Origin of the sequence: Kineococcus deserti (assembly GCF_050871945.1) — a bacterium.
Lineage (GTDB): Bacteria > Actinomycetota > Actinomycetes > Actinomycetales > Kineococcaceae > Kineococcus.
In genome coordinates this window covers 75460-91833 of record NZ_JBJLSI010000011.1, presented here as the reverse complement: position 1 = coordinate 91833, position 16374 = coordinate 75460, and the positions used below count along the sequence as shown (strand labels likewise).

14 protein-coding genes are annotated in these 16374 nt (G+C 73.9%); 6 read left to right on the top strand and 8 right to left on the bottom strand.

Features of this window, described 5'->3' with window-relative positions; translation table 11 throughout:
* Positions 1–47: 47 nt before the first annotated feature.
* The 4 genes from ACRYR2_RS11230 to gatB are packed head-to-tail and all read left to right on the top strand — an operon-like array spanning position 48 to position 5677.
* Positions 48–2300, top strand: coding sequence for a putative bifunctional diguanylate cyclase/phosphodiesterase (locus tag ACRYR2_RS11230; protein ID WP_432562950.1), 2253 nt, complete (start codon positions 48–50; stop codon positions 2298–2300).
* Between the two features lie 34 nt (positions 2301–2334).
* Positions 2335–2634, top strand: a complete 300-nt coding sequence (gene gatC / locus ACRYR2_RS11225) for an Asp-tRNA(Asn)/Glu-tRNA(Gln) amidotransferase subunit GatC (RefSeq protein WP_432562949.1) — start codon at positions 2335–2337, stop codon at positions 2632–2634.
* A 2-nt stretch (positions 2635–2636) separates the two neighbouring features.
* On the top strand, positions 2637–4163 hold the full coding sequence (gene gatA, locus ACRYR2_RS11220; protein WP_432562948.1) for an Asp-tRNA(Asn)/Glu-tRNA(Gln) amidotransferase subunit GatA: 1527 nt from the start codon (positions 2637–2639) through the stop codon (positions 4161–4163).
* Positions 4160–5677, top strand: a complete 1518-nt coding sequence (gatB, locus tag ACRYR2_RS11215; RefSeq protein ID WP_432562947.1) for an Asp-tRNA(Asn)/Glu-tRNA(Gln) amidotransferase subunit GatB — start codon at positions 4160–4162, stop codon at positions 5675–5677. Before gatA ends, gatB begins: the two co-directional genes overlap by 4 nt.
* On the opposite strand, the gene bla is transcribed toward gatB, so the two are convergent.
* Both bla and ACRYR2_RS11205 read right to left on the bottom strand, forming a co-directional pair.
* The gene (gene bla / locus ACRYR2_RS11210) at positions 5670–6515 is read right to left on the bottom strand and encodes a class A beta-lactamase (protein WP_432562946.1); all 846 of its coding nucleotides are present in this window, start codon (positions 6513–6515) and stop codon (positions 5670–5672) included. The genes gatB and bla overlap by 8 nt on opposite strands.
* A 31-nt stretch (positions 6516–6546) precedes the next feature.
* Positions 6547–7155, bottom strand: coding sequence for a DedA family protein (locus ACRYR2_RS11205; protein WP_432562945.1), 609 nt, complete (start codon positions 7153–7155; stop codon positions 6547–6549).
* Between the two features lie 80 nt (positions 7156–7235).
* Between ACRYR2_RS11205 and pdxY the strand changes: the two genes are divergently transcribed.
* Positions 7236–8087, top strand: coding sequence for a pyridoxal kinase PdxY (pdxY, locus tag ACRYR2_RS11200; RefSeq protein ID WP_432562944.1), 852 nt, complete (start codon positions 7236–7238; stop codon positions 8085–8087).
* 282 nt (positions 8088–8369) lie between these two features.
* On the opposite strand, the gene ACRYR2_RS11195 is transcribed toward pdxY, so the two are convergent.
* Positions 8370–9530: a PQQ-dependent sugar dehydrogenase gene (locus ACRYR2_RS11195; protein ID WP_432562943.1), complete on the bottom strand. Its 1161-nt coding sequence runs from the start codon at positions 9528–9530 to the stop codon at positions 8370–8372.
* Between the two features lie 58 nt (positions 9531–9588).
* Between ACRYR2_RS11195 and ACRYR2_RS11190 the strand changes: the two genes are divergently transcribed.
* Positions 9589–10491: a 2-hydroxyacid dehydrogenase gene (locus ACRYR2_RS11190; RefSeq protein WP_432562942.1), complete on the top strand. Its 903-nt coding sequence runs from the start codon at positions 9589–9591 to the stop codon at positions 10489–10491.
* Here ACRYR2_RS11190 and ACRYR2_RS11185 read toward each other — a convergent pair.
* Genes ACRYR2_RS11185 through nirB form a run of 5 tightly spaced genes read right to left on the bottom strand, consistent with a single transcriptional unit; the run spans position 10464 to position 16374 of the window.
* On the bottom strand, positions 10464–11144 hold the full coding sequence (locus ACRYR2_RS11185; RefSeq protein ID WP_432562941.1) for a sirohydrochlorin chelatase: 681 nt from the start codon (positions 11142–11144) through the stop codon (positions 10464–10466). The two genes, ACRYR2_RS11190 and ACRYR2_RS11185, sit on opposite strands and share 28 nt — an antisense overlap.
* Entirely contained in the window at positions 11141–12265 is a 1125-nt protein-coding gene (locus tag ACRYR2_RS11180; RefSeq protein ID WP_432562940.1) for a uroporphyrinogen-III synthase, read from the bottom strand. Before ACRYR2_RS11180 ends, ACRYR2_RS11185 begins: the two co-directional genes overlap by 4 nt.
* Positions 12262–13467, bottom strand: a complete 1206-nt coding sequence (cobA, locus tag ACRYR2_RS11175; protein WP_432562939.1) for a uroporphyrinogen-III C-methyltransferase — start codon at positions 13465–13467, stop codon at positions 12262–12264. The genes ACRYR2_RS11180 and cobA overlap by 4 nt, the downstream gene beginning before the upstream one ends.
* A gap of 10 nt (positions 13468–13477) precedes the next feature.
* On the bottom strand, positions 13478–13828 hold the full coding sequence (locus ACRYR2_RS11170) for a Rieske (2Fe-2S) protein (protein WP_432562938.1): 351 nt from the start codon (positions 13826–13828) through the stop codon (positions 13478–13480).
* Positions 13825–16374 carry a nitrite reductase large subunit NirB gene (gene nirB, locus ACRYR2_RS11165; RefSeq protein ID WP_432562937.1) on the bottom strand — a complete coding sequence of 850 codons (2550 nt, stop codon included), beginning with the start codon at positions 16372–16374 and terminating at the stop codon, positions 13825–13827. The genes ACRYR2_RS11170 and nirB overlap by 4 nt, the downstream gene beginning before the upstream one ends.

Here is a 16374-nt window from a genome sequence, read left to right as displayed (position 1 = left end):
GTGAAGACCGGTTGACCGGGGCCACGACATGGTCGATCACTGGGGCTGTGAGTCGAACGAGCGGGGCCGTCGCCATCCGCGGGGTAGCGCTGTCGTTCCTGGCCGTGGCGGGAGTGGCCCTGGCCGTCGACCGGGCCGCCGCCGACCTCGCCGGCCCCCTCCTCGGCGCGGTCCTCCTGCTGACCGTCCTGGCGGGTGCCGCGCTCCTGCACCGCCGCGGCGGCCGACCGCACACCGAACGTGGCATGTCGCCGGTCGCCTGGCGGCGGTTCACCACCGCCGGTCTCGTCCTCGTCCTCGCCGCCGTCGCCGACCTCGTGCTCGACCTGGCCGGCGGCCCGGGGCGCTGGACCGGGGTGCCGCTCGGCGTGGGGATCCTGCTCGGCGCCCCCCTGGTCTTCGCCGGCACCGTCCGCTGGAACGAGCACTGCCGCCACGTCGTGGACGCCGGGCACGCCCTGGTCTCCGCCTGCGCGGTCCTCACCCTGGCCGGGGCCGGGAACCTCCTCGTCCCGCACCTGCCGCGGGTCTTCGACGACTGGTCCTGGTGGCGGCTGCAACTGTGGCTGCTCACGGCCTCCGCTCTGGTCGTCCTGACCGGCACCGCCGTGGTCGTCGGCGTCGTCGCCGGACTGGGCAACGACGTCCGCCTCTGGTACCTCACCGGTGGGCTCGCCGCCGTCAGCGTCGTGGACGGCCTCGTCGCCCTCGAGCACGGCGCCGGCGTCCTCGCCGTGCGCACGGCCGTCGCGGTCGCCGTCGTCCTGCTGGGCACCGCCGTCCTGCGGGCGCGCGACCCCGCCCCCGCACTGGTGGGCCCGGGCATCCCGGCCGGGGGCGCCCTGCTCGTCCTGGCCGCCGCCGGTGCGGTGCTGCTCGGGGCGTGCCTGCAGGGCGGCCGCCCCGCCGCCGCCCTGGTCTGGGCGGTGCCCGCCGTCCTCGGCAGCGGGTGGGGACTGGTCGGGATGGTGGCGCAACTGTCCGAGCTCGCCCAGGTCCGCGCCCTGGCCCGCACCGACGACCTGACCGGGGTGGCCAACCGGCGCCACCTGCTCGACCAGCTCGTCGCCCTCGCCGGCCGCGGCCAGGCCGCGGCACTGCTCAAGGTCGACGTCGACGACTTCGGGCTGGTCAACCAGCGTCTCGGCCAGCTGGTGGCCGACCGCCTGCTGCGCGACGTCGCCGAGGCCGTGCGGACCGCCGCGCCCCAGACCGCCCTGGTCGCCCGCAGCGCCGGGGACACCTTCGCCGTCCTGCTCCCGGGCGGGGACGAGGTGCTCGCCCGCTGCGTCGCCACGCGGGTCGACGCGGCCGTCGACGCGCTGCCGGTGCCGGCCCGCCTGGGGCGCGGGCTCAGCGTCAGCATCGGCCTGGCCCTGGCCCCACCAGGAGCCCTGCACCCCGAGGAACTCCTGCACCAGTGCGGCACCGCCCTGGCCGAGGCGAAGACCGTCCACCGGGGGATGGCCTGCTACGACGCCGAGTTCGCCGCCCGCGGACAGGAACGGGCCCGGCTGGCCGACGACCTCGCCGCGGCGCTGGCCGACCCCGGCCGGGCCCACCGTGAACTCCTCCTGCACTACCAGCCGCAGGTCCAGGCCGGTGGCGGTGTCGTCGGCGTCGAGGCGCTCGTGCGCTGGCAGCACCCGCACCTGGGCCTGCTGAGCCCCGACCGCTTCCTCGGCGTCGCCGAGGAGCAGGGTTCGATGAACCGCCTCACCGGCCACCTCCTGGCCCGCGCCGCCGACGAGGTCGCCGGCTGGGCGGTGAGCGGGCGGCCGCTGCGCGTCTCGGTCAACCTCTCGGCCGGATCGCTGGCCTCCGGTGAGCTGCTGCCGATGGTCGACGACGTCCTGGCCCGCAGCGGACTCGACCCCCGCCGGCTGGTGCTGGAGATCACCGAGACCACGCTCATGGCCGACCCCGAACTGGCCGTCGCCGTCACCGAGAGCCTGGTCGAGCGCGGCGTCTCGCTGAGCATCGACGACTACGGCACCGGCTACTCCTCGCTGGCCTACCTGACCGACCTGCCCGCCAGCGAACTGAAGCTGGACCGCGCCTTCACCATCCGGATCAACCAGCCGCGCACCGCCGACATCGTGGCGGGCACCGTCGCCCTGGCCCACAGGCTGGGCCTGCGCGTCGTCGCCGAGGGGGTCGAGGACCGCGAGACCGTCGAGGTCCTGCACGCCCTGGGAGCAGACGAGACCCAGGGCTACCTGCACAGCCGCCCCCTGCCTCCGGACCGGTTCGAACGCTGGCTCGAGGAAGCCGAGCGCGCCGTCGTCCCCGCGGAGTGAACGGTCGCGCACCGCACGAATAGACTCGACCTCCGTGTCCGCTATCTCCCGTTCCGAGGTCGAGCACCTCGCGCGTCTGGCGCGCATCGACATGACCGACGAGGAGCTGGACCGCATGGCGGGCCAGCTCGACGCGGTCCTCGACGCCGTCGCCCAGGTGGCCCAGGTCGCCACCGACGACGTGCCCGCCACCTCGCACCCCGTGCCCCTGACCAACGTGACCCGTCCCGACGTCGTGCGGCCGGGTCTGACCGCCGAGGAGGCGCTCGCCGGTGCCCCCGCCTCGGAGGACGGCCGCTTCCGCGTCCCGATGATCCTGGGGGAGGAGGCGTGAGCGTGAACGAACTGATCCACTGGGACGCCGCCCGTCTGGCCGAAGGCCTGCGCGCCGGGGTCGTCTCGGCCGAGGAGGTCACCCAGGCCCACCTGGACCGCATCGACGCCGTCGACGGACCGGCCGAGTCCGGCGTGCACGCCTTCCTGCACGTCGACCACGAGGGTGCCCTGGCCCGCGCCCGGCAGATCGACGCCGACCGCGCCGCCGGCGCCGACCTCGGCCCGCTGGCCGGTGTCCCCGTCGGCGTCAAGGACGTCCTGACCACCAAGGGCCTGCCGACCACCTGCGGCTCGCGCATGCTCGAGGGCTGGGTCCCGCCGTACGACGCCACCGTCGTGCGCGAACTGCACGCCGCCGGCCTCGTCGTCCTCGGCAAGACCAACATGGACGAGTTCGCCATGGGCTCGACCACCGAGCACTCCGCCTTCGGCGACACCCGCAACCCCTGGGACCCCACCCGCATCCCGGGCGGTTCCGGCGGTGGCTCGGCCGCGGCGCTCGCGGCCTTCGAAGCGCCGCTGACCATCGGCTCGGACACCGGTGGCTCGATCCGCCAGCCCGCGGCCGTCACCGGCACCGTCGGGGTCAAACCGACCTACGGTGCGGTCTCCCGCTACGGGCTGGTCGCGCTGGCCAGTTCCCTGGACCAGGCCGGGCCCTGCGCCCGCACGGTCATGGACACCGCGCTGCTGCACGCCGTCATCGCCGGCCACGACCCCTACGACTCCACCTCGATCCCCGAGGCCGTCCCGGACGTCGTGGGCGCCGCGAAGCTCGGCGCCACCGGCGACCTGACCGGTGTGAAGATCGGCGTCGTCGAGGAACTGTCCGGCGAGGGCTACGAGCCCGGTGTCCTCGCGCGCTTCGAGGAGTCCCTCGAGGAGTTCCGCGCCGCCGGCGCCGAGGTCGTCGAACTGAGCCTGCCCAACATCGTCCACGCGCTGGCCGCGTACTACCTCATCCTGCCGAGCGAGGCCTCCAGCAACCTGGCCAAGTTCGACGGCATGCGCTACGGCCTGCGCGTCGTGCCCGAGGGCGAGAACGTGACGGCCGAGGCGGTCATGCGCGCCACCCGCGCCGCCGGTTTCGGCGACGAGGCCAAGCGCCGCATCATCCTGGGCACCTACGCCCTGTCGGCGGGTTACTACGACGCCTACTACGGCAGCGCGCAGAAGGTCCGCACCCTGGTGCAGCGCGACTTCAACGCCGCGTTCGAGGACGTCGACGTGCTCGTCTCGCCGACCGCGCCCACCGTGGCGTACAGGCTGGGCGAGAAGCTCGACGACCCGCTGGCGATGTACGCCGGCGACGTCGCGACGATCCCGGCCAACCTCGCCGGCATCCCCGGCATGTCGTTGCCCGCCGGGCTGTCCGAAGGGCTCCCGGTGGGGCTGCAGATCCTGGCCCCGCAGCAGGCCGACGACCGGCTGTACCGGGTCGGGGCGGCGCTGGAGACGCGGTTGGTGGACAAGTGGGGCGGGCCGTTGCTCGCGAAGGTTCCGGCGTGGCAGGGGGTCTCGGCATGAGCGTCGAACTGGTGGACTACGACGAGGCGGTGGCGGAGTTCGACCCCGTCCTCGGCCTCGAGGTGCACGTCGAGCTGAACACCAAGACCAAGATGTTCTCCGGCGCGCCCACGGAGTTCGGCGCCGAGCCGAACACCCAGGTGGACCCGACGTCGCTGGGTCTGCCCGGCGCCATGCCGGTGCTGAACGCCAAGGCGCTGGAGTCGGCCGTCCGGATCGGCCTGGCGCTGAACTGCTCGATCGCGGAGTACTGCCGGTTCGCCCGGAAGAACTACTTCTACCCGGACATGCCGAAGAACTTCCAGACGTCGCAGTACGACGAGCCGATCGCCTACGACGGCTACCTCGACGTCGACGTCCCGGCCTCCGAGGACGGCTCCAAGCCCGCCTTCACCTACCGCGTGCTCATCGAGCGCGCGCACATGGAGGAGGACACCGGCAAGTCGCTGCACGTCGGCGGCTCGACCGGCCGCATCCACGGCGCGGAGTTCTCCCTGGTGGACTACAACCGCGCCGGCATCCCCCTCATCGAGATCGTCACCAAGCCGCTGGAGGGCACCGGTGACCGCGCCCCGGACGTGGCGCGCGCCTACGTCGCCGCGCTGCGCGACCTGCTGCGCGCCCTCGACGTCTCCGACGTGAAGATGGAGCAGGGTTCGCTGCGCTGCGACGTGAACCTGTCGCTGCGTCCCACGCCGCAGTCCCCGCTCGGCACCCGCTCGGAGACCAAGAACGTCAACTCGCTGCGCTCGGTCGAACGGGCCGTCCGCTACGAGGTCTCCCGGCACGCCGCGATCCTGCGCGCGGGGCGTAAGGTCGTCCAGGAGACCCGCCACTGGCACGAGGACACCGGCCTGACGACGTCGGGCCGGGAGAAGTCCGACGCCGAGGACTACCGGTACTTCCCCGAACCGGACCTGGTGCCGATCGTTCCGGACCGCGCCTGGGTCGAGGAACTGCGTGCGTCCCTGCCCGAGCCGCCGGCCCAGCGCCGCAAGCGGTTGCACGCCGAGTGGGGTTTCTCCGACCTGGAGTTCCGCGACCTGGTCAACGCCGGCGCGCTCGACCTCGTCGAGGCGACCGTCGCCGCGGGCGCAACCCCGGCCGCGGCCCGCAAGTGGTGGTCCGGGGAACTGGCCCGCCGCGCCAACGCCGAGGGTGTCGAGCTGTCCGGGCTGGCGGTGAGTCCCACCGACGTCGCCGACCTGGCCAAGCTCGTCGATGACGGCAGGCTCACCGACCGCCTGGCCCGTGAGGCCCTCGACGGCGTGCTCGCCGGTGAGGGCACCGTGGCCGAGGTCGTCGAGAAGCGCGGCCTGATCGTCGTGCAGGACGACGGTGCGCTGAACGCCGCCGTCGACGCGGTCATCGCGGCCAACCCCGACGTGGTCGAGAAGATCCGCGGCGGCAAGGCGCAGGCCGCCGGTGCGCTCATCGGTCAGGTCATGAAGGAGATGAAGGGCAAGGCGGACGCCGCGCGCATCCGCGAGCTCATCACCGAACGCGTCAGCTGAGTTCGGCGACGACGAGTCCGGCGGCGCGCGCGATGAGCGCGTCGTCGGACTCGGCGTCGGCCTCGGGCCTGTCGGAGAACACGGCGAGCACCCACGGCGCGGCCCCGCCCGCGGGCCACACGACGGCGATGTCGTTCTGGTTCCCGTACACCCCGGCGTGACCGGTCTTGTCGCCCACGACCCACCCCGCCGGAACCCCCGCCCGGATCTGCTCGTCGCCGGTCGTGTTGTCCCGCAACCACTGCACGAACAGCTCGCGGTCGTCCGCCTCGAGCGCGTCGCCCACGGCGTAGGCCTGCAGGACCTTCCCGAAGGCCCGTGGGGACGACGTGTCCCGCACCTCGCCGGGACTCCACGCGTTGAGGTCCGGTTCCTCCCGCTCGGCCTCGGTGACCGTGTCGCCCAGGGCCCGCAGGTCCTCCTCGAACCCCGCCGGGCCACCGAGGGCGTCGAACAGCAGGTTCGCCGCGGTGTTGTCGCTGACGGTGACCGCCGCCCGGGCGACCTCCTCCAGCGTCCTGGTCGAGCCCGGCAGCGCCGCGGCCGGGTCGGCGCCGGAGTCCAGCACCGCGGCCGCCGCCAGCGCCTTGCAGGTCGAGGCGAACGCGAACCGCTCGTCCGCGCGGTGCTCCACGGTGCGGCCGCTGCCGGTGTCGAGCGCGAAGACCCCGAGCCGGGCGCCGAACTCCTCCTCCAGAGCGGCGAAGCCGGGGTCGGCGGTCGGGGCGGCACGGGACCGTGAGGGCACAGGATCCGGTGCCTGCACCGGCGGGGTGGCGGAGCACCCCGCGAGGGCGAGCGCGGCGACGAGGACGGCGGCGGCGTGCGGGGCGGGCACCCGGACATCCTGTCACCGGCCCACCCGCCGGTCAGCCGGCAGCGGGTGAGCGCCGGACGACCCGGTTGAGCACCAGGTCGACGACGAACCCCAGCCCGAGGGCGATGACGATCCCGATCACCGCGCCGACCAGCGGGGTCGACTCGACCCAGTGCCCGGCCAGCGACCCGATCGCGACCGAGTAGGCCGCCCACGTGCAGGCCGCGAGCGCGCTGAGCCCGATGAAGCGGCGGCGCGGGAACTGCACCGCGCCGGCCGTGAGGTTGACCGCGACCCGGCCGACCGGCACGTAGCGGGCGGCGAGGACGGCGAACGCCCCGCGCTTGTCGAGCTCCCGCGCCGCCCGGTCGAAGGCGTGCTCCAGCCGCGGGCGCCCCGCGATCCAGCCGCGCAGCGGGGAGTGCCGGCCGATGGTGTAGGTCAGGTTGTCGCCGAGGAACGCGCCGACGAGGGCGCAGCAGAACAGCGCCCAGCGGTTCGGGGCGCCGGTGTCGGCGGCGATCGCGGCCAGGGCGATGACGACCGACTCGCTCGGCAGCGGGGGGACGAAGCCGTCGAGGGCGGACAGCGTGGTGACCAGGGCGAGCGCCCACGGCGCGCCGGCGTGCGCGGTGATGAAGGCGTTGACCTGGTCGAACACGCTCCTCAGCGTGGCACGGGAGCGGTTCCGCTGCCGGTTCGGAGCCGGGAGCGCGCGCGACTGAGCGTAAGCTCGCGCTCGTGAAGGTGCTGTCCATCCAGTCCGCGGTCGCGTACGGCCACGTCGGCAACTCCGCCGCGGTGTTCCCGCTGCAGCGCATCGGTGTCGAGGTCATCCCCGTCTACACGGTGAACTTCTCCAACCACACCGGGTACGGGGCGTGGCGCGGCCCGCTCATCGCACCCGCGGACGTCGCCGACGTCATCACCGGCGTGGAGGAGCGCGGTGTCTTCCCGCAGGTCGACGTCGTGCTGTCCGGCTACCAGGGCGGGGTGGGCATCGGTGACGTCGTCGTCGACGCCGTGCGCCGGGTCAAGGCCGCCAACCCCTCGGCGCTGTACGCCTGCGACCCGGTCATGGGCAACGCCAAGTCCGGCTGCTTCGTCGCCCCCGAGATCCCGGACCTGCTGCGCGACCGGGTCGTCCCGGCGGCCGACATCATCACCCCGAACCAGTTCGAACTCGGCTACCTGACCGGCACCGAGCCGACGACGCTGGACTCGACGCTGGCCTCGGTGGACGCGGCCCGCGAGATGGGACCCTCGACGGTGCTGGTCACCAGCGTCGAGCAGCCCGACCGCGAGGAGGGGACGATCGAGATGCTCGCCGTCGACGACGCGGGGGCCTGGATCGTCAAGACGCCGATGCTGCCCTTCAAGGCGAACGGATCCGGCGACGTCACGGCGGCGCTGTTCACGGCGCACTACCGCGCGACGGGCGAGGCGCAGGTGGCGCTGGAACGCACCGCCTCCAGCGTGTTCGACCTCATCGAGGCCACCTACCGCTCAGGTGAGCGGGAACTGCGCATCGTCGAGTCGCAGGAGTTCTACGCGAACCCGCGGTTGCAGTTCACCGCCGAACGCGTGCGCTGACCGGCGCCTGGGCGCCCGCGACCCCAGGAGCAGCCGGCGCCGCCGCCGCCTCCCCAGCCGATGACCCCGGTCGGTCGGGGGCCGCGGCGCCACTGCGTCCGCTGGACGTGCTCGTCCCAGAGGTGCAGGTGTTGGTGCGGTCCAGCACGACCGGAGCCCAGGCGTAGGACCAGCAGAACCTCCAGCCGGGGCTGCCGAACGGCGGAACCCGTTCCAGTTCGGCGATCGTGACCGGGAGTTCGTCCCGGACGGGTGAACGGGAGGCCGGGGGAGCGTCGTCGGTCAGACCAGCGGAACCGTCACCAACCGGTCGTCGCCGGGCCGCGAATCCCCGCGGAAGGTGTTCGAGGTGAGGATCCACAGCGACCCGTCCGGGCCCACCTCCACCGTGCGCAGCCGGCCGAGCCTGCCGTCGAGGTAGGCGTCGGGTGTTCCGGTGGGGCCGTCGGGGTTCAGCGGCACCCGCCACAACTTCTCCCCGCGCAGCGCCGCGACGTACACCGCGTCCGGCGTCACCGCCACGCCTGAGGGAGAGGCGTCGTCGGTGGCCCACGTCTGCACGGGGGCGACGAAGCGCCCGCCGCCGTCGCCGGGTCCTTCCGCCTCCGGCCAGCCGTAGTTCCCGCCGGGCCGGACCACGTTCAGCTCGTCCCAGGTGTCCTGGCCGAACTCCGAGGCGATGAGCCGGCCGGTGGAGTCCCAGCCGAACCCCTGCGGGTTGCGGTGGCCGTAGGACCAGGTGCGCGAACCGGCGAACGGGTTGTCGGCCGGCACCGCCCCGTCCGGCATCACCCGCAGGATCTTCCCACCCAGGGAATTCACGTCCTGAGCCGACGGACGGTCCTGGGCGTCGCCGGTCCCGACGTACAACTTGCCGTCGGGGCCGAACGCGATCCGGCCGCCGTTGTGCGTGGAGTTCTTGGGGATGCCGGTGACGATCGGCGTCGCCTGGGTCAGCCGGTTCTGCGCGTAGGTGTAGCGCACGACGCGGTTGTCGTCGCGTGCGGTCTGGTACAGGAACACCTGCTGGTCGGTCGCGAACTGCGGTGACAGGGCGATGCCGAGCAGACCGCCCTCACCGCCGGGGGACACGTCCGGCACCGTTCCGTCCGGGCCGTCGGCCGCGACGTTGGTGAGGACACCCGGCCCCACCTGCACGACGCGGGCCTGGTCCCGCAGGGTCACCAGGGCGGTCCCGTCGGGCAGCACCGCCAGGCCCCACGGAACGTCCAGGCCGGTGGCGATGTCCGACGGCTCGCCGGGAAGGCCGATCGCTGCGGCCAGGGGGTCGGGAACGGCGGGTGTCGTCGCCGCGGGTGCCTCGGGCGTGGACGACGCGGTGCCGGGCGCGGGCGTCCCGGGGGCCTCCGTGCCGGAGGAGCAGCCGAGCAGCAGCGCGCTCGCGAGTGCTGCCGGGACGAGGGCCTTGCGTCCGCTGGTCACCGTTCCATCCTCACCCTGGCGCCGCCGGAACGCGAGACCCCCTCGGTACGGTGCCCGTGTGAGCATCGTCGTGAGCCTGCCCGGTGAGTCGTGGAAGCGCGCGCTGGGGGAGGTGGACGGCGCGCACGTCGTCGTGTGGGACGGCCGCGGCCCGGCGCCCGAGCCGGCGCCGACCCTGGTGGTGCCGGACTACGTGGCGACCCCGGACCTGACGCACCTGCCCGCCGCCACCCGCGTCGTGCAACTCCTGACCATCGGCTACGACGGCGTTCCCGAACAGCTGCCCGAGGGGGTCGTGCTGTGCAACGCCACCGGCGTCCACGAGACCTCGACGGCGGAACTGGCGGTCGGGCTGGCGATCCTCGCGCTGCGCGGTCTCGACGGCGACGTCCGGTCGATGGCCGCGGGGCAGTGGAAACCGTCCCGGCGCACGTCGCTGGCCGACCGGAAGGTCCTCGTCGTCGGCTGGGGCGGGGTCGGGCGTGCCGTCGCGGACCGGCTGGCGCCGTTCGAGTGCACGGTCACCGCCGTGGGCACGCGGGCGCGCGTGCAGGACGGGACCGAGGTCCACGCCGTCGAGGAACTGCCCGACCTGCTGCCCGCGCACGACGTCGTCGTCCTGGCCTGCCCGCTCACCGGACGCACGCGCGGCCTGGCCGGCCCGCAGTTCCTCGCGGCGATGCCCGACGGCGCGCTGCTGGTCAACGTCGCCCGCGGGCCGGTCGTCGACACCGAGGCGCTCCTGGCCGAACTGCGCACCGGACGGATCCGCGCCGCGCTCGACGTCACCGATCCCGAACCGCTGCCCGCCGACCACGCCCTCTGGTCCGCGCCCGGAGTCGTGATCACCCCGCACGTCGGCGGGAACTCCACGGCGTTCCGGCCCCGGATGATCGCCCTGCTGCGCGAGCAGATCGGGCGGCTCGCAGCCGGTCAGGAACTCCGCAACGTGGTGTCGTAGCGGTCCAGCACCAGCTGCACGAGCGCCGGGTGGACGCCGAGGGGCTCGGCCACCACGTCGGCCCCGGCGTCGGCCAGCCGGGCCGAGAACACCCCGGGCGCCAGCAGGTAGCTGGCGACCGCGACGTGCGAGGCGCCCGCGGCGCGGGCGGCGGCGACGGCGTCGGCCACGGTGGGTTCCTGGGCCGACAGGAAACCGGAGGTCACCGGGCGGGCGAGCCGCGTCGACAGGTCGGCCACGGCGCGGTCGACGTCGGCGCGGGCCTGGGCGTCGGAGGAACCGGCCGCGGCGAGCACCACGGCGTCCTGGACCGGGCCGAGGCGTTCGAGCAGGACGTCGACGACCACCTCGTCCGGACCCAGCGCGGGGGCCGCGACCACCCGGCCCGCCCCGCGCTCCACGGCCTCGGCGATGTCGACCCGCACGTGGTACCCGCTGGACAGCAGCAACGGCACGACGACGGCCTCGCGCCCGTCGCCGGCCAGCCGGTCGACGACGTCGGCCAGGTACGGCTCGTGGACGTCGACCTGGGCGGCCTGCACGTCCAGGCCCGGCCGCGCCGCGCGCACCGCCTCCCGCAGCCCCTCGACCACCGCGCGGCCGGTGCGGGAGCGGGTTCCGTGCGAACAGGCGATGAGGACCGGGGAACTCACGCGACCACGTCCAGCCGGTAGCCGCGCTTGACGACGGTCTTGACCAGCCCGGCCTCCGGCAGCGCCGACCGCAGCCGGGCCACCGTCACCTCGACCGCGTGCTCGTCGGCGGCCCCGGGCAGGCAGGGCAGCAGCTCCTCCCGGCTCAGCACCGCCCCGCGCGCCTGCGCCAGCCGCCGCAGCACCGCCAGCGGCCCGGGCGCCAGTTCCAGGACCGTGTCGTCCAGGACGGCCGCCTGCGCCCGCAGCACCAGCTGCCCCGCGCTCGTCGGCACGCACTCCAGCGGGTTCTCGGCCAGGTGCGCGGTCAGCGTCCGCAGCAGCGCCCCGAGCCGCCAGCGGTCCGGGATCAACGGGTCGATGCCCTCGGCCCGCAACGGCTCGGCCGTCACGTCGCCCACGGCGCAGGCCGTGACGCCCTGGCGGAACCCCGCGACCAGGTCGTCGTGGCGACCGCGGGCCTTCGCGGCCGCCAGCAGGGCCACCGCACCGGGGGCGCTGGTGAAGGTGACGGCGTCCAGGGCCCGGTCGGCGACGAGGTCGACGAGCCGGTCGACGGCGCCGGGATCGACCGGCGGCAGCCAGCGGTAGACCGAGACCCCCCGCACGCGCGCGCCGGCCCGCACCAGCGGGGCGAGCTGGTCCTGGTCGGCGGCGCCGTGCAGCTGCACGACGATCGAGCGGCCCGCCACGCCTTCGGCGACGAGACGTTCGACGGCCTCGGCGGTCTGCTCCGAGGCGGCCGACCACGCCTCGCGCAGCCCGTTGGCGCGGATGACCCCCGTCGCCTTCGGGCCACGGGCGACCACGCGGGCCCGGCCCAGCGTCTCCAGCAGCGGCGCCGCCAGCCCGGCCGCGTCGGCGGCCTCCACCCAGCCGCGCAGCCCGATCCCCGTGGTGACGAGCACGTCGTCGGGCGGGTCGGCGATGACGTCCCGGGTCTCGGCGAGCAGCTGGTCGTCCTCGGTGAGCGGGACGATCTGCATCGTCGGGGCGTGCACCACCCGGGCGCCCTTGCGCTCGAACGTGGTGATCATGTCCCCGGAGCGGCGGTCGCTGGTGATGCCGATCGTGACCCCGAGCAGCTGGCGGACGTCGGTGCCTGTGGGGATGGTGGTCACGAGTGCGGACGGTAGGCGACGGGTACGCCCTCCGTCACCTCCTCCATCCCGGCCACGGCCCCGACGACGATCACCGCGGGGGAGCGCACCCCGCGGGCCGCGGCGAGTCCCGCGATGTCGGCCAGGGTTCCGCGGGTGGTCCGTTGCGTTGCCCGCCAACCGTTCTCGACGACCGCGACAGGCGTCGAGGCGGGTTTGCCGGCGCGCACGAGGTCCGCGCTGATCCGCGGCAGCATCGTCACGCCCATCAGGAAGACGAGGGTGCCCTCGATCCGCGCCAGCGCGTCGGCGTCGACCTCGTCGTGGCCGCTGACCACGGTCACCGACCGGGACAGGCCCCGGTGCGTGACGGGGATCCCGGCGGCGGCCGGGACGGCGAACGCGCTGGTGACGCCCGGGACGACCTCGACCTGCACCCCCGCCGCCCGGCAGGCCAGGACCTCCTCGCCGCCGCGTCCCAGCACGTACGGGTCGCCGCCCTTGAGCCGCACGACGCGGCGCCCCGCGAGGGCGTGGCCGACGACGATCCGGTTGATCTCCTCCTGCGGTACGGGGTGGTGGTCCGGCGTCTTGCCGACGTCCACGACCTCCACCTCGGGGTCGAGGTCGTCGAGGACCGCTGTGGGTGCGAGCCGGTCGACGACCACGACGTCGGCCTCGGCCAGCCGCCGGCGGCCACGCAGGGTCAGCAGGTCCACCTCGCCGGGACCGCCACCGACGAGAGTCACCCGGCCGGGACCGGACCGCCTGCGGCGCAACGGGGCAGCGCCGGAGTCGAGCCAGCGGGACAGCGCCTCGCGCAAGGCCACCGCGCGGCGGGGGTCCGCGCCGGTGGTGAGGGAGACCGTCACGTCGTCGCGGCGCACGACCACGGGGGTCCAGGCCGCGGAGGCCTGGGCGTCGTCGGCGCGCACGCACCAGATCCTCAGCGCGTCCGCGGCCGCGGCCACCGCGGCGTCGGCCTGCGGGTCCCCGGTGGCGGTGTGCACGAGCCAGACGTCGGCGACGTCGGCGGGTTCGACCTCGCGCGGCTCCCAGGTGACCCGGTCGAGCTGGTCGCGCAGGTCCTCGCACAGGGCGGGGGCGACGACGAGGACGTCGGCGCCGGCGTCGGCCAGGTCACGGGCACGGCGGGCGGCCACGGGGCCGCCACCGGCCACCAGGACCCGCCGGCCGGACACGTCCAGGTGCAGGGGGTACATCGTGACCTCCTCAGAGCTCGACGTTGACGAGACCGTCGGCGCTGACCCGACAAGGATGCACCGCGATCGGCGGCAGCCCGGCCGACGACTCGCCCGTGGTCAGGTTCCAGGCGTTCAGGTGCAGCGGGCAGATGACGACGCTCTCGTCCACCTGCCCGTCCGCCAACGGCCCACCGGCGTGCGGGCAGGCGGCCTGCACGGCGCTGACCTTGCCGCTGCGGTGCCGGAACAGCGCCACCTGCTGCCCGTCGACGACGTAGGCGCGGCCCTCGCCCACGGGCAGGTCCTGCACCCGGCAGACGGCCCGACCGGTGCTCAGCTCGGTGTTCAGCTCGGTGTTCAGCTCGGTGTTCGTGGTCATCGCGAGACCTCCGGAACGCCGCCGGGGGCACCGGCGGGACGACGGGGGACCAGGGGCAGGTCGACCAGCGGCAGCGAGGGCCGGAACTGCCCGGACGTCACCGGGTCGGCACCCTCCTGCCACGGGTCGCGGTAGGCCTCCACGGTGGCCTGCATGCGCTCGTCGAGACCTGCGGCCATGCCGTCGGAGTCGTCGACCAGCACCGCCCGCACCCGCTCGATCCCCAACCGCGGGACGAACTCGTAGGTGCGTTCCAGCCAGTTCCCCCACTCCCGGTAGAACTGGATGAACCGGCCCGTCAGCGTGATGACCTCCTCGGGGGAGTCGACCGTGGCCAGCAGGTCGCCCTTGCGCACCGTGGCACCCGCCGCCCCGCCGACGTACACCTCCCACCTGCCGCCACCGATCGCGACGACGCCGACGTCCTTGACGTAGGCCTCGGCGCAGTTGCGCGGGCACCCCACGACGCCCAGCTTCAGCTTCGCCGGCGTCTCCACCCCCTGGTAGCGAGACTCGAGGTCGATGCCCAGCTTCGTGCTGTCGCCCAGACCGAAGCGGCAGAAGTCCGTTCCCACGCAGGTCTTCACCGTCCGGAAGCTCTTGCCGTAGGCGTACCCCGACGGCATCCCGAGGTCCTTCCAGACCTTCGGCAGGTCCTCCTTGCGCACCCCGAGCATGTCGATCCGCTGCCCACCGGTCACCTTGATCATGCCGACGTCGTACTTGTCGGCCACGTCGGCGATCTTCCGCAGCTGCTCGGCGGTCGTCACCCCGCCCTTCATCTGCGGAACGACCGAGAACGTGCCGTCGCGCTGGATGTTCGCGTGCACCCGGTCGTTGATGTAGCGGCCGTCGCGCTCGTCGGAGTCCAGCCCCTCGGGCCACATCATCCGCAGCAGCGAGGTCAGACCCATCTTCGACTTCGCGTCCTCGACCCCGCCCGGCGCCAGTTCGCGGAACACCGCCGACACCGACTTCAACCCGCGCTCGCGGATCGCGGCCATGAGTTCGGGTTTGGCCAGCGGAACCCCCGGAACGTACCAGTTCGCGCTCTCGTCGACCGTGAGGTTCCCGCCCGCGGCCCACTCGGTGATCTGCTCGACCAGCGTCCTGCAGGACCCGCAGCCCTTGGCGGCCTTGGTCTTGCCCATCACGGCGTTGACCGACGTGCAGCCTCCCGCCACGGCGCCGACGATCCCCCCCTTGGTCACGCCGTTGCAGTTGCAGACCTGGACGTCGTCGGACAGCTCGGCCACCGACGTGGCCTCGTCGGGGGAGCCGAGGTCGAACAGCAGGCTCATGCGTTCCTCCGGCAGCGGCAGCCCCTGGTCGTAGGCCTGGGTGAGGAACGCCGTCTTGCGCACGTCGCCGAGCAGGGTGGCGCCCACGAGGCGGCCGGCGCGGACGACGACGTTGAGGTACACGCCGCGGTGCGGTTCGGAGAACACGACGAACTCGTCGTCGTCGCGTTCGGGGCCGGGCAGGCCCATCGCGACGACGTCGACGCCGGCGACCTTGAGCTTCGTGGACGTCCGGGTGCCGTGGTACTCGGCGTCGGGCCTGGACCCGGTGAGGTGGTCGGCGAGGACCCCGGCCTGGTCCCACAGCGGCGCGACCAGCCCGTACGTCTGGCCGCGGTGCTGCACGCACTCACCCACGGCGTAGACGTCCTCGTGGCTGGTGCGCATCCGGTCGTCGACGACGACGCCGCGCTCGACCTCCAGGCCGGAGCGGACGGCGACGTCGACGTTCGGCCGGATCCCGGCCGCGACCACCACGAAGTCGGCGTCCAGGACCGAACCGTCGGGCAGTTCCACCCCGGTGACGCGGTCGGCACCGCGCAGACCCTTCGTGCGGACGCCGGTGTGGACGCGGATGCCGAGGTCCTCGATCTTCCGGCGCAGCACCCGGCCCGCCTCGGGGCCGAGCTGCTGGTTCATGAGGTGCTGCGGGGAGTGCACGAGGTCGACCTGCAGGCCGTGCGTGGCCAGCCCGTGCGCGGCCTCCAGCCCCAGCAGCCCGCCACCGATGACCACGGCCCTGCGGTGCGTCTTCGCCGAGGCCAGCAGGGCCCGGGCGTCGTCGAGGGTGCGGAAGCCGAACACGCCCTGGAGCAGGGAACCGTCCTGGCGGTGCAGACCGGTCATGGCGGGGAAGAACGGGGTCGAACCGGTGGCCAGCAGGAGCACGTCGTACGGCGTCACGCCGCCGTCGGCGTCGTGGACGACCTTGGCGAACCGGTCCACGCGCTCGACGCGGACGCCGGCGCGCAGGTCGATGCCGTTCTCGGTGTACCAGGACAGGGAGTTCAGGAAGATCCCGTCCTCGTCCTCCTGGCCCGACAGCACGTGCGACAGCATGATCCGGTTGTAGTTGCCGTACGGCTCGTCGCCGAACACGGTGACGTCGAACTGGTGGGCCCCGCCGCGCTCGAGCAGTTCCTCGACGGCCCGGATGCCGGCCATGCCGTTGCCGACGACGACCAGGCGACGGCGAGGCCGCCGCTGCGCGGGGACGGTGCTGGTGCGTTCAGCGGTCTCGGTCAC